Genomic DNA, 16,245 nt, shown 5'->3' with positions numbered 1-16,245 from the left:
TTTGCGTGCCGCGCACCTATTGGTGTGTCGAGCCGGAGGCCCGGGTTGAAGCTTCGCTGTTTACAATCGGCTCAGCGCAGCTTCGTTCCCTTCTTTCAGAAAGCGGCCGCCTGCAGATCGGCGCTCCTTCCATCCCCCAGGGAGATCCGCTCCTCGTGGGTGAAGATCTCGAACCTGTCGCTTCGCGCGATGGCCACAAGGGTGATGCCGCAGGCCTGCGCCGTCCGCACCGCAAGCGCCGTGGGCGCCGAGATGGCGGCGAGGATGGGCGCTCCCATGCGAGCAGCCTTCTGGACCATTTCCACGGAAACGCGGCTCGTGAGAAGCACCGCGCCCCGAGAGGCCGGCTGACCGGACCGGGCGAGAGCGCCCGCCAGCTTGTCCAAGGCGTTGTGGCGGCCGACATCCTCGCGCAGGGCGACCAGACCCAGGTCCGGCCGCCAGAAGGCGGCGGCATGAACGGCCCGCGCCTCCCGATTGAGGCGCTGAGCGTCGGAAAGGTCGGCCATCGCCATGGCGATGGCCTCCGGCGGGAGGCGGAGGTCGCCCTGGACCGGCTCGGCGGCGCGCACCGCCTCCGCCAGGGACTCGATTCCGCACAGGCCGCAGCCCACCGGCCCGGCCAGGGCGCGCCGCCGGGCCCGGTAGGACTCGCCGCGGGCATCGGACAGCCACATCCGTATCTCGCACCCCAGTTCGTGCTCCACGATCTCCATCGAAGCCAGATCGCCAGGCGATGCGATGATGCCTTCGGAGAGGCTGAAGCCGACGGCGAAATCCTCCAGGTCCGCCGGCGTCGCCATCATCACCGCGTGTGCGGATCCGTTATAGGTGAAGGCGATCGGGGTTTCCTCGGGCACGACCCTATCCCCCGCAGCGACGGCGTCCCCGGAGACGCTGACCCGCGGCAGACGGACGACGGGAGAAAGACGCGGGGTCATTCCGCTGCCTCGGGGATCCTGGCCCCCATCCGCTCGATCCTGATCGGGATCGACTTGGCGGCCGGCACCTTGCTTCGCTCCGCATGATGCCAAAGCGGGATCAGCGGATTGCATTCCGGATAGTAGGAGGCACAGCACCCTTCCGGCACGTCGTAGGGTGTGACGCGCATGTCGCTCACCTCGCGGCTCACGCCATCGTCCACCGCGGTCCTGAGGGTCACCATCTCGCCCTCCTCGAGGCCCAGGCGAGCCATGTCGTTCCGGTTCATGAGGATGACCCTGCGGGTGCCTTTGATCCCCCGGAAGCGATCGTGATAGCCGTAAACCGTGGTGTTGAACTGGTCGTTCGAGCGGACCGTCATGAGCTTCAGGATATCGCGGCTCTCCTCGGCAAGGCCGAGCGCCTCCTCCAGGCTCCGGGGCACGATGAAGTTCGCCTTGCCGGTCTTCGTCTTCCATTGGCGGTCGCGCGCCGCGACCGGACGCGGAAAGCCGCCCGGCTGCCACATGCGGTCGTTGAAGTCGCGGAAGTCGTCCGGATAGGTCTCCTCGATGGCGTCCCGCACGCGGGCGTAGTCGGCGACCCACTCGTCCCAGGGCACCTCCTTCTTCGGGGGAAGAGCCGCTTTCGCCATCTCGGCGACGATCTTGGGCTCCGACAGGAGATCGGGGCTCGCCGGCCTGGCGTGGCCCTTCGAGCCGTGGATGCAGGTGGTGGAATCCTCGATGGACACGGCCTGCGGGCCGGTTTCCTGCTCGTCGATCTCGATGCGCCCGAGGCACGGGAGGATATAGGCGACCTCGCCGTGGATCAGGTGGCTGCGATTGAGCTTGGTCGAGATCTGCACGGTCAGGCGCAGGCGCGACCAGGCGTGCTCCATGGCGGCAGTTTCCGGAACCGCGCGGACGAAATTGCCGCCCAGGCCCAGGAATGCCTTCACCTCGCCCTTGATGATGCCTTCGCAGGCCTCGACCGTGTTCATGCCGGTCTTGCGCGGCGGTTCGAAATTGTACTTTTCCTTCAGCTTGTCGAGCGGCACTAGCTCGGGCTTCTCGGAGATGCCGACGGTGCGCTGTCCCTGGACGTTGGAGTGCCCGCGCACGGGACAGATTCCGGCGCCCTCCTTGCCGATATTGCCGCGCAGGAGCAGCAGATTGACCACCATCTGCACGTTCTCGACGCCGGTACGATGCTGGGTCAGCCCCATGCCGTAGATGCCGATCACGGCCTTGGCGCGTGCATATTCCGCCGCCGCCGCCTCCAGGGCCGCCCGGGGCAGCCCGGACTGGGATTCCAGATCGGGCCACCGATAACTCCGCACGGCTTCGACGAAATCCTCGAAGCCGTGGGTGTGCTCGGCGATGAAGGCGTGATCGAGGATGGGCGGCCTGCCTTCGGAGCGGGCCTTGTCGTCGCTCTCGACGAGGGCCTTGCACATGCCCATGATGGCCGCGATATCGCCGCCCGCCTTGACCTGGTGATACTGCGAGGAGATCCGGGTCTCGGACCCGGTCAGCATCTCCGTCGGAGCCTGAGGATTGGTGAAACGCTCCAGGCCCCTTTCCCGCAGAGGGTTGAAGGTCACGATCGGAACGCCGCGCTTGGAGGCCTCCTGCAAGGGGTGGAGCATGCGCGGGCTGTTCGTACCGACGTTCTGGCCGAAGAAGAAGATGCAGTCCGTCTTCTTGAAGTCGTCGAGAAGAACCGTGCCCACGGAGACGCCGATGCTCTCGGGAAGAGCGACCGAGGTGCTCTCGTGGCACATGTTGGACGAGTCCGGCAGGTTGTTCGTGCCGTAGAGCCGGGCGAACAGCGCCCACATGTAGGATGTCTCGAGCGACGCACGGCCCGAGCAGTAGAAGATCACCTGGTCGGGGTCCTCGAAGCCCTGCAGCTCACGCCCGATCTCGCGGAACGCCTCCTCCCAGCTCACTGGCAGGTAACGGTCGGATGCCTTGTCCCAGCGCATCGGATGGGTCAGACGCCCGGCCTCCTCGAGGTCGTGGTCCGACCATGTCCTCAGCTCGGCGATCCGGTGCTCGGCGAAGAATTCCGGCGTAACCCGTTTCGTCGTGAGCTCCCAGGCCGTCGCCTTGGCGCCGTTCTCGCAATACTCGAACGGATGCGGGTCTGCCGGCTTGGCCCAGGCGCAGCTGACGCAGGCATAACCGTCGGGCTTGTTCTGCTTGAGAAGAATGGCGTTGCCGGTGACCAAGCGGCCTTCCCGGGTCAGGATGCCCTCGACCGAACGGACGGATCCCCATCCGCCTGCTGGACCGGTATAGGGTTCGATTTTCGGCTTCTCGCTCATGAGCGCAAGACTCCCCGTTCGTGTCGTCTGGACGCGACGTTTCCACCCGTAATCGGGGTTAATGAACGGGAAGCCTGACTGTTCCGCAGCAGAGCTCGTTGTTCCCAATCGCCGAGAAGCCTTCGAACCGGGTTTCGAGAACACGTCCAACCTTGACGGAACCGCTCAAGCTATACCGCGTTCGCATGGTGCAAACCGGAAAGGAATCCGCCATGCGCAATCATGTCCTGACTTCAGCCGCCCTTCTGACCCTTCTCGCCATCCCCCTTGCCGCCTGCCAGACCGGCGCCGCGACCGGCGCCGCTGGCGGCGCCGTTGCGGGCGCCGTCGTCGGCGGCCCGGTCGGCGCAGCCGTCGGCGGGATCGCCGGTGCGGCCGCGGGCGGCATTCTGACGGCCGAGGAATCCACGCGCATGCGGACCTATGTCGTCTCGCAGCGGCGCCCCTCCGTCCGGGTCAGCGACGAGATCGTCGTCGGGCGGCCGCTCCCGAGCCGCGTTAGGGTCTATCCGGTTCCGCCGACCGTCGGCCTCCAGAACCCCTACAGCTACACGGTCGTGAACGACAGGACGGTGCTGGTCGATCCGCAGACCCGCGAGATCGTCGAGGTCATCGACTGAACGAAGGCGCGTTCGACCGAAAAGGGGCGGCTCTTCGGAGCCGCCCCTTTTCGTGGGAGCTGTTCTGTTATCGGACCGAACGCGGCTCCGGCACGGTTTCCCGGGCGCCCTTGCCCCCGCGGCTCCCCCGGCTCTCCGCATAGGCCTTTGTGAACTCGGCCCCGTAGAGAAGAATAAGGGACGAATAGTAGATCCACAAAAGGATGGTGATGAGGGATGCCGCGGCACCATAAGTGGAGGTGACGCCGCTGCGACCCAGATAGTAGCCGATCAGAAACTTGCCCACCGTGAAGAGGACGCTGGTGACGAGAGCACCGGTCCACACGTCGTGCCAGCGCAGGTCCACGGCCGGCAGCATCTTGAAGATCATCGAGAAGAGGAGAAAAGCGGTTCCGAAGGCGAAGATGCTGTTGAGGATCTGGAGGAGGACCGTGGCGCCGGAGAAAGTCGCTTCCAGATAGGCGCCAAGGGCGGAGAGCCCCGCATCGATGATGAGGGAAACGAGGAGCAGGAAGCCGATCCCGAGGACGAGCCCGAGGCTGAGCAGGCGCGTCCGGATGAAGTCCCAGATGCCGTAATGTGCCGGCGGCTGCGCCTTCCAGATGATGTTCAGATCGTCCTGCAGTTCCACGATGGCTCCGGTGACCAGGAGGAGGAACGTCACGATCCCCACCGACATGCCGACGATGCCCGATCCCACATTGCTGGCATTGACGATCATGGCTTCCAGGGCAGCGGCCGATTGCTCGCCCGTGAGACCGCCGAGCTCATCCACGATCGCTCCCTGAGCGGCATCCATGCCGAAGACGAGCCCTGCCACGGCGATCGCGGCGAGCAGCATCGGGGCGAGCGAGAAGACCGTGAAGAAGGCGATGGCCGCGCCCAGGCTCATGGCACGGTCGTTCCACCACCCCTCGAAGGCCACCTTGAACAGCCGCAACGTCTCTGAAAACATCGATGAACCAAATCTGCTGCCCGGATCAGGTGGCAGGTGCAACGGTGTTGATCCTGGTCGTCAACAGAATGGTCAGGCTTCTTGTTCCGCCGGTGAAATCCCGGCGCGGCGCGGGCCCGGGACCGGCGAGTTCCGAACTTAAAGCAGTCACACTCCTCGTCTTATCTGCATCCGCTCACCATGTGGAAAGAGACGGAGAAAGCGCTTGCTCGATTGGAATGAGATCGCGTCCTACGGCATCGAAATGGCCCCGGCCGCCTTCGCGGTGCTGGCAGCCGTGCTGGTCATATGGCTGGTCTGGCGCCTCGTGAGAGGTGCGCTGCGGCTCGTCCTCGGAGCGCGCGAAAGTCCTGCGGATGCCCCACGGCCTCGGAAGGCGACGGAAAGGAGAGAGCCGGTTCTGGGCCCTCCGGCAGCAGCTTCTGTCCCATCTCGCCCGGTCCCCGATGCTGCGGACGTCCTCGCTCTCAAAGCGAGCATCGATGCCCTGACACGCCAGATCGCCTCCCTCGAGAAAAAGCTGACCGTCCCCCCCGAAGCCCCGGCAGCGCTCAGCCCCTCCCGCACGACCGGCGGCGAAGACGCGTCACGAATCTCCGTGACGCCTCCCCTCTCCTCCTGAGCCCGGCCGGCTCACCCGCGGCCGACGAACGGCATCTTGGTGGCCATCACCGTCATGGTCTGCACATTGGCGGTCAGCGGCAAGCCTGCCATGTAGACCACCGCATCCGCCACGTGCTTCGGGTCGATGGTCGGCTCGGGAGCCATGGTCCCGTTGGCCTGGAGCACTCCCGTCGCCATCCGTGCCGTCATGTCCGTGGCGGCGTTGCCGATATCGATCTGGCCGCAGGCGATGTCGTAGGCCCGGCCGTCCAGGGACGCCGACTTGGTCAGACCAAGAACCGCGTGCTTCGTCGCGGTATAGGGCGCCGAGAGCGGGCGCGGGGCATAGGCCGACACGGACCCGTTGTTGATGATGCGCCCGCCGCGGGGATCCTGGTCCTTCATGAGGCGGAACGCCTCCTGGATGCACAGGAAGGTGCCCGTCAGGTTCGTGTTGACCACGTTCTGCCATTGCTCGAAGGAGAGGTCTTCGAGCGGGATCGCCGGAGCGCCGATGCCCGCATTGTTGACGAGCAGGTCCAGCCTGCCGAAATTCTCCTTAGTCCTGGCGAACAGGGCCGCGACGGAAGCCGGGTCCGTGACGTCGGTCGGGACCGACAGCACTGATGTTCCCGGCGCCCGGACCTCGCGCTCCGCCGCCTCGAGCACCTCCGCCCGGCGCCCCGCCATGACCACCGTGTAGCCGGCTTCCAAGAGGCCACGGGTAATGGCCTTGCCAACCCCGGTACCCGCTCCGGTGACGATGGCGATCTTCGCATTCCCAGCCATTCGGCTTTCCTCCCACCCCGTGAATTCGATCAATAGGTCGCCCGTCCACCGGACACGTCGAAGACGCCGCCGGTGCTGAAGGAGCATTCCTCGCTGGCCAGCCAGCAGATGAGGGACGTGACCTCCTCCACCGCTCCGAACCGCCCCATCGGGATCTTCGAGAGCATGAAGTCGATATGCGTCTGGCTCATCTGGTCGAAGATGGGCGTACGCACGGCAGCCGGCGTCACACAGTTCACGGTGATGTTGTTCTTCGCCAGCTCCTTGCCGAGGGACTTGGTCAGGCCGATCACCGCCGCCTTGGAGGCGCTGTAGGCGGAGGCGTTCGGATTGCCCTCCTTGCCCGCGATGGAGGCGACGTTGACGATGCGGCCGTAGCCGCCTTCGAGCATTCGCGGAACGACGGCCCGGTTGCAGTAGAACAGGCCGTTGAGATTGACCTCGATGACCTGGCGCCATGCGTCGACCGGATATTCCCAGGTCGTCGTGTTCGGCCCCGTGATGCCCGCGCTCGCAACGAGGATGTCGACGCCCCCCATGGCGGAAACGGTCTTCTCACAGGCGGCGCTGACCGCGTCCGGATCCGTGACGTCGACCTGAACCGCCGTGACGTTCGCCCCGATCTTCTGCTGCGCCGCCGCGATCGCATCTTGGCTCAGGTCCCAGAGGGCGACCTGCGCCCCCTCGCTCGCCAGCCGGGCGCAGACGCCCAGCCCGATGCCCGATGCTCCGCCGGTCACGACGGCCCGCCGGCCCTCGAACCGCTTAGGATTGCTCATTGTCGTTCCTCTCCCTGAAGCCCACGATCATTCGACGAAACGGCCGCCGAGTTCTTCCTCGATGTGAATGCGGATGATCTCGTCGAAGCTCTCCTCGGCCCGGAAGCCGAGTTCCCTGGCGCGGCTCGCATCGAAGCGCCGGGGCCAGCCCTCGACGATCTTCATGATGGTCGGGTCCGGCTCGCGCTTGATCCGCGCCGCCACCCGGTCGCCGGCGATGCGACGCAGGGCGTCGATCTGCTCGGCGACCGTCACGGAGACACCGGGCATCGTCAGGTTGCGCCGCGGGCCGAGCCGGTCGCCGTCCAGCGTGGCCGCATGAACGAGAAAGCCGACGGCGGAACGGGGCGAGGCATGGGTGTGACGCACGTCCTCCGGCACCGGCAATACGGCTTCCTGCCCGTTGAGCGGCTCCCGGATGATGCCGGAGAAGAAGCCGGAGGCGGCCTTGTTGGGTTTGCCGGGCCGCACGCAGATCGTCGGCAGACGGATGCCGACTCCGTCGAAGAAGCCGCGCCGGGTGTAGTCCGAAAGCAGCAGCTCGCCGATGGCCTTCTGCGCACCGTAGCTCGTGAGCGGCGTCAGGAAGAATTCGTCGCCGATGGCATCCGGGAACGGGGCTCCGAACACGGCGATGGACGAGGTGAAGACGACCCGCGGCCTGTAGCCGTCCCCGATGGCGCGAATCGCATCGAACAGGTGGCGGGTGCCGTCGAGATTGATGCGCAGGCCCTTTTCGAAATCCGCCTCCGCCTCTCCCGACACGATGGCTGCGAGGTGGAAGATCACGTCGGGGCGGCTTGCCACGAGCTTTTCGGCCTCGCCCGGAACGGAGAAGTCCGACATGAGCGTCTTGACCGAGAACGGCGCATCCGGCGGCGCCTGGGGCTCGACGATGTCGTGCAGGATCGCGTGGTCGATCTTCCTTTCGCCGAGATGACCATCCTTCACGAGACGTTCGACAAGCTTGCGGCCGACCATGCCGGCCGCTCCGAGGATCAAGACTTCCATTGGCGAGCTTCCCTTTCGTGCGGCTTACTGTGGCTGCGAGCTTTCATCTTTGCAATGATACGATGCGATCTTAGCCACAATGTATGCGCAGCGCATTCGCTCGGTCTGCGCATTCGTGGTGCAGTGCAAAACAGGTCTTCGCAGCCCGTCTCGTCCCTTCAACTTTTCGCGGCTTGGGAAAAAGCGCGAGCGCGCCGCTTGATCTTCTCCCGATACTACTGGAATAATGTCTGCAATATCGCTGAAGGCCCGCATCAGACGGGCACATAAAAAGCGGGGGCTGGGAGGAAGTGCATGCTTCAACGCCGTTTCGCGGCATTGATGCGCCGGCGGCCTGTTGTCCGCATTCAGGGATGGCGCCATCGCCAGACCCGCCGGCCGATCCAACCGATCACTGGAACCGAGCGGGTGCTTCATGGCCTCCGTTGAGATCCGGGACGTGAGAAAGGCCTACGGGGCCACGCAAGTCATCCACGGCGTATCGGTCGACATCCAGGACGGGGAATTCGTGATCCTGGTCGGCCCTTCCGGATGTGGAAAGTCGACATTGCTGCGGATGATCGCGGGACTCGAGAACATCACGGGCGGCGAGATCCGCATCGGCTCCAGGGTGGTGAACAATGTTCCGCCTAAAGAGCGCGACATCGCCATGGTGTTTCAGAATTACGCGCTTTATCCGCACATGACGGTCGCCGACAATATGGCGTTCTCGCTCAAGCTGAAGAACGCGCCGAAATCCGAAATCTCCACGAAGGTGAATCGGGCTGCGGAGATCCTCGGCCTGACGCAGCTTCTGGACCGCTATCCGCGCCAGCTTTCGGGCGGGCAGCGTCAGCGCGTCGCCATGGGCCGCGCCATCGTGCGCGATCCCCAGGTCTTCCTCTTCGACGAGCCGCTCTCCAACCTCGATGCCAAGCTGCGCGTGCAGATGCGCACCGAAATCAAGGCTCTGCATCAGCGCCTGAAGACCACGACGGTCTATGTGACGCACGACCAGATCGAGGCCATGACCATGGCCGACAAGATCGTGGTGATGCACGACGGCATCGTCGAGCAGATCGGCGCGCCGCTGGAGCTCTACGACCGCCCGGTGAACCTGTTCGTGGCGGGCTTCATCGGCTCCCCGGCCATGAACGTGCTGGAGGGGCGCATGGATTCCGGCGGCTTCGCCATGGGCGATCTGATCCTCCCGGTCCAGCACGCCCCGGCGGCCTCGGCGGGCAGGCCCGCCTTCTACGGCATCCGGCCCGAGCACTTCCGGCTGAGCGGCGAAGGATTGCCGATCGAGGTCGTGGTGACCGAGCCCACGGGATCGGAAACGCTGGTCGTCGCGAAAGCCGGCGGACGGGAGATCAACTGCGTCTTCCGCGAGCGCATCGGCGCCCGGCCGGGCGAAATCATCCATGTCCAGCCGGATCCGGCCCTCGTGCATCTCTTCGACAGGGAAACGGGCCAGCGCATGAACTGAGCTTCAGGCACGCGGCCCTGCCGGGAAGGCCGCGATGCTTCTCAAAAAACATCCCGGGCTGCGGAGGAAACGACGATGACACTGTCTAGACGCGATCTGCTTCTCGGGACCGCCAGCCTTGCGGTAGGCGCTGCGGGCGCCCCGCTCCTGGGTTCCCTTCCCGCCTTTGCGCAAGCGGCCGAACCTCAATATACACCGGAATCCGGCGCCTCCCTGCGCGTGCTACGCTGGGCGCCCTTCGTGAAGGGCGACGAGGATCAGTGGATAGCCAACACCAAGAAGTTCACCGACGCCACGGGCGTCGATGTGCGCATCGACAAGGAAAGCTGGGAGGACATCCGCCCGAAGGCGGCCGTGGCCGCCAATGTGGGCTCGGGTCCGGACATCATGCTGGTCTGGTTCGACGATCCGCACCAGTACCCGGAAAAGCTCGTTCCCGTCACCGATCTCGCCAACTATCTCGGCAACAAGTACGGCGGCTGGTACGACGGTCTCCAGGGCTATGCCAAGCGCGGCGATCAGTTCGTGGCTCTGCCCCTCGCGGCCATCGGCAACGGCATCATCTATCGCGACAGCATGATGAAGGCCGCAGGATTCCAGGAGTTCCCGAACGATACGGCAGGCTTCCTCGAACTGGCGAAGGCCCTGAAGGCCAAGGCGAAGCCCATGGGCTTCGCTCTCGGCAAGGCAGTGGGTGACGGCAACAACTTCGCGCACTGGATCGTCTGGAGCCATGGCGGCAAGATGGTGGACGAATCCGGCAAGGTCGTCATCAACTCGCCCGAAACCATCAAGGCCCTTCAATACGCCCGCGACCTCTACCAGCAGTTCATCCCGGGTACGGAGGCCTGGCTCGACATCAACAACAACCGCGCCTTCCTGGCCGGCGACGTCAGCCTCACGGCCAACGGCGTATCTCTGTACTATTCGGCCAAGAACGATCCCAAGCTCGCCGACATGGCGGCCGACATGCGTTCGTCCAACATGCCGATCGGGCCGATCGGACGCGCGGTGGAACTGCACCAGACGACCTCCGCCGTCATCTTCCAGCACACCAAGTTCCCGCAGGCAGCCAAGGCCTATCTCAAGTTCATGTACGAACAGCCGCAGATGTCGGAATGGATCAAGGCGTCGAGCGCCTATTGCTGCCAACCGCTGAAGGCTTACGCGGACAACCCGGTCTGGACCTCCGATCCGCTCCACGCCCCCTATGCGAAGGCCTCGGAGACGCTCGTCCCCAACGGCCATGCGGGCCCGCTCGGCTATGCCTCCGCCGCCACCATGGCCGATTACGTGATGGTCGACATGGTGGCCGAAGCCGCCACCGGCCAGCGCTCGCCAGAGGAAGCGGCCAAACGCGCCGAGACCCGCGCCAACCGCTACTACCGCGTCTGACGCTTGCAAGTCGTCCCTCCCTCAACCCGGGGAGGGACGGCCCTCAGCCAAGGAAAGTCCATGGCCCAAGCTGCCCTGCAAGAGAACATCGCAACACCCCAAGCGGCACAGGGTCCGTCCCTGCTGCAGAGCCGTGGCATGGTCGGCTTCCTCTTCATGCTGCCGGCCCTGGTCTTCCTGCTCGTCTTTCTCACCTACCCGCTGGGCCTCGGGGTCTGGCTCGGCTTCACGGATACGCGGATCGGGCGTGACGGCGTCTGGATCGGGCTGGAGAACTACCAGCTCCTGTGGGACGATTCCCTGTTCTGGCTCTCCGTCTTCAACACGCTCCTCTACACGATCGCCGCCTCGATCCTGAAATTCGCCCTGGGCCTTTGGCTCGCCCTCATCCTCAACGAGCACCTGCCCTTCAAGGCGCTCTTCCGCGCCATTCTCCTGCTGCCCTGGGTGGTGCCGACGGTGCTCTCGGCCATCGCTTTCTGGTGGATCTACGATTCCCAGTTCTCGGTGATCTCCTGGGCCCTGCTCCGTCTCGGCGTCATCGATACCCCCATCAACTTCCTGGGCGATGTGGAGAACGCGCGCGCATCGGTCATCGCAGCGAATGTCTGGCGCGGCATCCCGTTCGTGGCGATCACGCTCCTGGCCGGATTGCAGACGATTTCGCCGTCCCTGCACGAGGCCGCGACCCTCGATGGCGCCACGGGCTGGCAGCGCTTCCGCTACATCACGCTGCCGATGCTATCCCCCCTCATCGCCGTGGTGATGACCTTCTCGGTTCTGTTCACCTTCACGGATTTCCAGCTCATCTACGTGCTGACCCGCGGCGGTCCGCTCAACGCCACGCACCTCATGGCGACCTTGAGCTTCCAGCGCGCCATTCCCGGCGGACAGCTGGGCGAAGGCGCCGCCATCGCGGTCGCCATGATCCCCTTCCTCCTCGCAGCGATCCTGTTCAGCTATTTCGGCCTTCAGCGCCGCAAGTGGCAGCAGGGTGGTGGCGACTAGCCTGCGGAGCCTGAAACCATGGGTGTGGTCACCAACGCCGTTCCCCGCAACACCGCCACGGCCGACGAGAGCGTCGGCATGAGCTATCTCGACCGCCTGCCGAGGCGGCTGGTGGTGGTGTATCTGCCGCTTGCGGTCTTCACCTTCGTGCTGCTGTTCCCGTTCTACTGGATGACGATCACGGCATTGAAGCCGAACCACGAGATGACGGACTTCAACAACTACAGCCCGTTCTGGCCCACCAGCCCGACGCTGGAGCACATCCGCTATCTCCTGTTCGAAACCTCCTATCCGGGCTGGCTGTGGAACACCATGCTCGTGGCGATCGGCTCCACGATCCTGTCGCTCGCAGCGTCCGTCTTCGCGGCCTACGCCATCGAGCGCATCCGCTTTTCCGGCTCCCGTTATGTGGGTCTTTCGATCTTCCTCGCTTATCTCGTGCCGCCGTCGATCCTCTTCATCCCGCTGGCGGTGATGACCTTCAAGTTCGGCATCTACGATTCCAAGCTGGCGCTGATCTTCACCTACCCGACCTTCCTGATCCCGTTCTGCACCTGGCTGCTCATGGGCTATTTCCGCTCGATCCCGTTTGAGCTCGAGGAATGCGCCCTGGTCGACGGGGCCACGCGCTGGCAGATCCTGACGCGGATCCTGCTGCCGCTGTCGGTGCCGGGCCTGATCTCTGCGGGGATCTTCGCCTTCACTCTGTCCTGGAACGAGTTCATCTACGCCCTCACCTTCATCCAGTCGTCGGAGAACAAGACCGTCCCCGTGGGCGTGCTGACGGAACTGGTGCGCGGCGACGTCTACGAGTGGGGTGCGCTGATGGCCGGAGCCCTTCTGGGATCGCTTCCGGTGGTCCTGCTCTATTCGTTCTTCGTCGACTACTACGTCTCGTCGATGACCGGTGCGGTGAAGGAATAGCCCACCGGGATAACCACGGAGTCGTCAATCTTGCAGGCGCCTTCTCCGTGCTAGTCTTCTCGTCCTGATGTCGGCCCGGCTCCGAAGGCCGGATGTATGAGCGGGAGGATCACATGAACAGGATCGATGGCGGCTGCCTTCTTGCAGCAATCGGCGTGCTCTCGCTCGGGTCGGTCACGGGCGCCCACGCGCAGCAGGCCGGTGCGGCCGACATGACGTTCTTCGTCACCAGCGTCGGCTCAGGGAAAGGCGCGGATCTGGGCGGCCTCGAAGGCGCGGACCGGCACTGCCAGTCCCTCGCTGAAGCGGCGGGAGCCGGCGGGAAGACCTGGCGGGCCTATCTCTCGACTCAGGCCACGGGCGGCGCACAGGCCATCAACGCCAGGGACCGGATCGGGCGCGGCCCCTGGCAGAACGCCAAGGGCACGGTGATCGCCAAGGACGTCGCGGACCTGCACGGCGGCAGCAACAATCTCACCAAGCAGACCGCCCTGACCGAGAAAGGCGAACCCGTGAAGGGCCGGGGCGACTCGCCCAACCAGCACGACATCCTCACGGGCACCCAAGCGGACGGAACCGCCTTTCCGGCCGGCGAGGACCGGACCTGCGGAAACTGGACCCGGAGCGGCACGGAGGGCGCCGTGATGGTCGGCCACCATGACCGCATGGGCCTCGACGACAGCGCGGCGGCAAAGTCCTGGAACGCATCACACCCGTCCCGGGGCGGCTGCAGCCAAGATGCGCTCAGGAGCACCGGCGGCGCTGGGCTGTTCTACTGCTTTGCCGCAAACTAGCTGGGGAAAGTCGGGGTTCTTGCCGGTTTTCACCTTACGTCACCGGCCGGTCCTGGTTCATCGAGGCTTGACCACGCTATAAAATCCTTCATGAGCTACGGTTTCCTACCTAACCATGAGGGTGATCATGAATAAGAACGATCTCATCGAGTTCATCGCCGAAGAGCACGAGGTGACCAAGACCTTCGCTCGGGACGTGGTGGAGAACGTGTTCCAGGCCATCGCCGAATCGGTCCAGAAGGGCGAAGAGGTCGCAATCTTCGGCTTCGGCAAGTTCAAGATGGTCGAGCGCGGCGCCCGCAAGGGACGCAACCCCCAGACCGGCGAGGCCATCAAGATCGCCGCGTCCAAGAACGTGAAGTTCGAGGCTGCGAAGACCCTGAAGGAGTCCCTCAACACCAAGCGCCGCTCGCGCAAGAAGTAAGGCGTTCCTGCGGACCTGCCCGCAGGACCGGCGCATATCGGGCTCTGGCCCGATCCCGATCGGGGGCGATCATGGCCGGGGCTGTTCCCGGCCATCTCTGTTTCTAGCCCTGAACGGCAGGCCGCAGATCGATGGCGCGGATGAGGTCGTAGGACCTCTTGCGCGCCTCGTGGTCGTACATGGCCGAGGTCACCATCAGTTCGTCGGCCTTCGTCTCGTCGATCAGGGACTGGAGCCTCTTGCGCACCGTCTCCGGCGCCCCGACGAACAGCCGCTCCCGGTTTCTCCGGATCATCTCGCGGTCCGCGGGCGTGTATGGATAGGCCAGCGCCTCCTCGGGCGTGGGGATCGGCCCGAACTCGCCACGCATCCGCCGCACGAATCCGAGATCCGCACTCGCGGCCAGCCGCTCCGCCTCCTCGTCCGTCTCGGCGCAGATCACGGCTACCGTCAGGATCGCGTGCGGCTGCGCAAGCCACTGCGACGGCTGGAAGCCGCGGCGATAGGCCAGCATCGCGTCCGTGGCGTCATGCGTCGCGAAGTGGTGGGCGAAGCCGAAACCCAATCCGACCTGTGCGGAAAGATGGGCGCTGTAGTCGCTGGAGCCCAAAAGCCAGATCGGCGGCAGCGGCACGCCCGACGGCATGATCTCGATCTTGCGGAACGGGTGATCGGGCGGAAAGCTCCTGGTCTCCAGCAGCAGTAATTCCTGGAGCCGCTCCAGGAAATCGTCGCGGCCCCGCTCCTCCTGCATCCGCCGCAGAGCATAGGACGTGACCGGATCGGTTCCGGGCGCGCGGCCGAGGCCGAGATCGATACGGCCGGGATAGAGCGCCTCGAGAAGCTTGAAGCGTTCCGCCACCATGAGCGGTGCATGGTTCGGCAGCATGACGCCGCCCGATCCCACGCGAATGCGCTCGGTGACGGCGGCGATCTGCCCGATCATGATGTCCGGTGCGCCGCTGGCGACGGACGGCAGGTTGTGGTGCTCGGCCACCCAGAACCGGGTGTAGCCCAGTTCGTCCGTGTGGCGGGCGAGATCGAGTGTGTTCCTCAGGGCCTGTGCGGGCGTGGAGCCCGATGTGACGAAGGACAGGTCGAGGACGGAAAGTGGAATCATGCTGACGGATCCGGAGACTGGCTTGAAGGGCCGTTGGAGGTTTGGACAATATGGGCCTTCAGCCGCACCGATTCAGCCCTCCCCTTGAGAATGCCTCCCCATGACACAATTCGGCTGCGGACAGGAGATTGCAATGGACAAGCGTCGGCTCGGCCGCTCGAACATCATGGTTCCGCCCCTCTGCCTCGGCGGCAACGTCTTCGGCTGGACCGCCGACGAAGCGACATCGCTCAAGCTGCTCGACGCCCTCGTCGAGGCGGGCCTCAACTTCATCGACACGGCGGATGTCTATTCACGGTGGGCTCCCGGCCACGAGGGCGGAGAATCGGAGACCATCATCGGCAAATGGATGAAGGCGCGCGGCAACCGCGACCAGCTCATCATCGCCACCAAGGTCGGCTCCGAGATGGGCCCGGGCCAGAAGGGGCTGTCGAAGACCTATATCCGCTCTGCGGTCGAGGCTTCGCTGCGACGCCTCCAGACCGACCATATCGATCTCTACCAGTCCCACCGGGACGATCCCGATACTCCTCAGGCGGAGACGCTCGGCGTCTATGGAGACCTCATCAACGAGGGAAAGGTCAGGGCGATCGGCGCCTCGAACTTCACCGCGGCGCGGCTGAAGGAGGCCCTCGACACCAGCGCCAGGATGGGCCTGCCCCGCTACGAAAGCCTGCAGCCGCTCTACAATCTCTACGACCGTTCGGAATACGAGGGCGATCTCGAACGGCTCTGCCGGGAGAACGAGGTCGGGGTCATTCCCTATTACGGTCTCGCCGCCGGCTTCCTGACCGGGAAGTACCGTTCCGAAAAGGATTTTGGCAAGAGCACCCGCGGCCGGAACATGGGCAAGTACCTCAATCCCCGCGGCGAGCGGATCCTGGCGGCGCTGGATCAGGTCGCCCTGCACCACGGCGTTACGCCGGCGCAGGTGGCGCTGGCGTGGCTGATGGCGCATCCCGGCATCACGGCGCCGATTGCCAGCGCAACGAGCCTGGAACAACTCGAGGATCTGGTCGCGGCAACGCGGCTTCGCCTCGACGCCGCAGACATCGAGAAACTCGACCGGGCAGGAGCGGAGGCATAGACCTCCGTGAGGGGA

The 16,245-nt window shown here is 64.9% G+C and carries 16 protein-coding genes; 9 read left to right on the top strand and 7 right to left on the bottom strand.

Annotated features, from left to right (window positions below; translation table 11 throughout):
* Positions 1–95: 95 nt before the first annotated feature.
* Positions 96–941, bottom strand: a complete 846-nt coding sequence (gene fdhD, locus LGR44_RS11090; RefSeq protein WP_226740369.1) for a formate dehydrogenase accessory sulfurtransferase FdhD — start codon at positions 939–941, stop codon at positions 96–98.
* Positions 938–3,253, bottom strand: a complete 2,316-nt coding sequence (locus LGR44_RS11085; protein WP_226740367.1) for an FdhF/YdeP family oxidoreductase — start codon at positions 3,251–3,253, stop codon at positions 938–940. Before LGR44_RS11085 ends, fdhD begins: the two co-directional genes overlap by 4 nt.
* Before the next feature lie 212 nt (positions 3,254–3,465).
* On the opposite strand from LGR44_RS11085, the gene LGR44_RS11080 reads away from it, so the two are divergent.
* Positions 3,466–3,873 carry a DUF1236 domain-containing protein gene (locus tag LGR44_RS11080; RefSeq protein ID WP_226740365.1) on the top strand — a complete coding sequence of 136 codons (408 nt, stop codon included), beginning with the start codon at positions 3,466–3,468 and terminating at the stop codon, positions 3,871–3,873.
* Between the two features lie 67 nt (positions 3,874–3,940).
* Here the strand turns inward: LGR44_RS11080 and LGR44_RS11075 are convergent, their stop codons facing one another.
* Positions 3,941–4,828 carry a YihY/virulence factor BrkB family protein gene (locus LGR44_RS11075; protein WP_226740363.1) on the bottom strand — a complete coding sequence of 296 codons (888 nt, stop codon included), beginning with the start codon at positions 4,826–4,828 and terminating at the stop codon, positions 3,941–3,943.
* A 205-nt stretch (positions 4,829–5,033) separates the two neighbouring features.
* Between LGR44_RS11075 and LGR44_RS11070 the strand changes: the two genes are divergently transcribed.
* Entirely contained in the window at positions 5,034–5,450 is a 417-nt protein-coding gene (locus LGR44_RS11070) for a hypothetical protein (RefSeq protein WP_226740361.1), read from the top strand.
* Between the two features lie 11 nt (positions 5,451–5,461).
* On the opposite strand, the gene LGR44_RS11065 is transcribed toward LGR44_RS11070, so the two are convergent.
* The 3 genes from LGR44_RS11065 to denD are packed head-to-tail and all read right to left on the bottom strand — an operon-like array spanning position 5,462 to position 8,010.
* Positions 5,462–6,220: an SDR family oxidoreductase gene (locus LGR44_RS11065; protein ID WP_226740359.1), complete on the bottom strand. Its 759-nt coding sequence runs from the start codon at positions 6,218–6,220 to the stop codon at positions 5,462–5,464.
* 29 nt (positions 6,221–6,249) lie between these two features.
* A complete protein-coding gene (locus LGR44_RS11060; RefSeq protein ID WP_226740357.1) occupies positions 6,250–6,999 on the bottom strand; it encodes an SDR family NAD(P)-dependent oxidoreductase in 750 nt (249 codons plus the stop codon).
* A 27-nt stretch (positions 7,000–7,026) separates the two neighbouring features.
* A complete protein-coding gene (gene denD / locus LGR44_RS11055; protein ID WP_226740355.1) occupies positions 7,027–8,010 on the bottom strand; it encodes a D-erythronate dehydrogenase in 984 nt (327 codons plus the stop codon).
* 415 nt (positions 8,011–8,425) lie between these two features.
* Here denD and LGR44_RS11050 point away from each other — a divergent pair, with 415 nt between their 5' ends.
* The 6 genes from LGR44_RS11050 (at position 8,426) to LGR44_RS11025 (ending at position 14,023) form a co-directional block, all read left to right on the top strand.
* The gene (locus tag LGR44_RS11050) at positions 8,426–9,478 is read left to right on the top strand and encodes an ABC transporter ATP-binding protein (RefSeq protein ID WP_226740353.1); all 1,053 of its coding nucleotides are present in this window, start codon (positions 8,426–8,428) and stop codon (positions 9,476–9,478) included.
* 75 nt (positions 9,479–9,553) lie between these two features.
* Positions 9,554–10,873: an ABC transporter substrate-binding protein gene (locus LGR44_RS11045; protein WP_226740351.1), complete on the top strand. Its 1,320-nt coding sequence runs from the start codon at positions 9,554–9,556 to the stop codon at positions 10,871–10,873.
* A gap of 138 nt (positions 10,874–11,011) precedes the next feature.
* A complete protein-coding gene (locus LGR44_RS11040; protein WP_377035158.1) occupies positions 11,012–11,881 on the top strand; it encodes a carbohydrate ABC transporter permease in 870 nt (289 codons plus the stop codon).
* Between the two features lie 18 nt (positions 11,882–11,899).
* Positions 11,900–12,805, top strand: coding sequence for a carbohydrate ABC transporter permease (locus LGR44_RS11035; protein WP_226740347.1), 906 nt, complete (start codon positions 11,900–11,902; stop codon positions 12,803–12,805).
* 113 nt (positions 12,806–12,918) lie between these two features.
* Entirely contained in the window at positions 12,919–13,599 is a 681-nt protein-coding gene (locus LGR44_RS11030; RefSeq protein WP_226740346.1) for a hypothetical protein, read from the top strand.
* A gap of 127 nt (positions 13,600–13,726) precedes the next feature.
* On the top strand, positions 13,727–14,023 hold the full coding sequence (locus tag LGR44_RS11025) for an HU family DNA-binding protein (protein WP_226740344.1): 297 nt from the start codon (positions 13,727–13,729) through the stop codon (positions 14,021–14,023).
* Between the two features lie 103 nt (positions 14,024–14,126).
* Here LGR44_RS11025 and LGR44_RS11020 read toward each other — a convergent pair whose 3' ends face one another.
* Entirely contained in the window at positions 14,127–15,143 is a 1,017-nt protein-coding gene (locus LGR44_RS11020; RefSeq protein WP_226740342.1) for an LLM class flavin-dependent oxidoreductase, read from the bottom strand.
* A gap of 133 nt (positions 15,144–15,276) precedes the next feature.
* On the opposite strand from LGR44_RS11020, the gene LGR44_RS11015 reads away from it, so the two are divergent.
* Entirely contained in the window at positions 15,277–16,230 is a 954-nt protein-coding gene (locus LGR44_RS11015; protein ID WP_226740341.1) for an aldo/keto reductase, read from the top strand.
* The last annotated feature ends 15 nt before the right edge of the window (positions 16,231–16,245 follow it).

This window comes from Microvirga lenta (assembly GCF_020532555.1).
GTDB classification, from domain to species: Bacteria; Pseudomonadota; Alphaproteobacteria; order Rhizobiales; family Beijerinckiaceae; genus Microvirga; species Microvirga lenta.
The sequence above is the reverse complement of the archived record's forward strand: the minus strand, read 5'-3'. Positions and strand labels throughout refer to the sequence as shown.

Bases quoted from the DNA above. Each gene is read 5' to 3' on its own strand.
- fdhD (WP_226740369.1), bottom strand. From the start codon at position 941: ATGACCCCGCGTCTTTCTCCCGTCGTCCGTCTGCCGCGGGTCAGCGTC.
- LGR44_RS11085 (WP_226740367.1), bottom strand. From the start codon at position 3,253: ATGAGCGAGAAGCCGAAAATCGAACCCTATACCGGTCCAGCAGGCGGA.
- LGR44_RS11080 (WP_226740365.1), top strand. From the start codon at position 3,466: ATGCGCAATCATGTCCTGACTTCAGCCGCCCTTCTGACCCTTCTCGCC.
- LGR44_RS11075 (WP_226740363.1), bottom strand. From the start codon at position 4,828: ATGTTTTCAGAGACGTTGCGGCTGTTCAAGGTGGCCTTCGAGGGGTGG.
- LGR44_RS11065 (WP_226740359.1), bottom strand. From the start codon at position 6,220: ATGGCTGGGAATGCGAAGATCGCCATCGTCACCGGAGCGGGTACCGGG.
- LGR44_RS11060 (WP_226740357.1), bottom strand. From the start codon at position 6,999: ATGAGCAATCCTAAGCGGTTCGAGGGCCGGCGGGCCGTCGTGACCGGC.
- denD (WP_226740355.1), bottom strand. From the start codon at position 8,010: ATGGAAGTCTTGATCCTCGGAGCGGCCGGCATGGTCGGCCGCAAGCTT.
- LGR44_RS11050 (WP_226740353.1), top strand. From the start codon at position 8,426: ATGGCCTCCGTTGAGATCCGGGACGTGAGAAAGGCCTACGGGGCCACG.
- LGR44_RS11045 (WP_226740351.1), top strand. From the start codon at position 9,554: ATGACACTGTCTAGACGCGATCTGCTTCTCGGGACCGCCAGCCTTGCG.
- LGR44_RS11040 (WP_377035158.1), top strand. From the start codon at position 11,012: ATGGTCGGCTTCCTCTTCATGCTGCCGGCCCTGGTCTTCCTGCTCGTC.
- LGR44_RS11035 (WP_226740347.1), top strand. From the start codon at position 11,900: ATGGGTGTGGTCACCAACGCCGTTCCCCGCAACACCGCCACGGCCGAC.
- LGR44_RS11030 (WP_226740346.1), top strand. From the start codon at position 12,919: ATGAACAGGATCGATGGCGGCTGCCTTCTTGCAGCAATCGGCGTGCTC.
- LGR44_RS11025 (WP_226740344.1), top strand. From the start codon at position 13,727: ATGAATAAGAACGATCTCATCGAGTTCATCGCCGAAGAGCACGAGGTG.
- LGR44_RS11020 (WP_226740342.1), bottom strand. From the start codon at position 15,143: ATGATTCCACTTTCCGTCCTCGACCTGTCCTTCGTCACATCGGGCTCC.
- LGR44_RS11015 (WP_226740341.1), top strand. From the start codon at position 15,277: ATGGACAAGCGTCGGCTCGGCCGCTCGAACATCATGGTTCCGCCCCTC.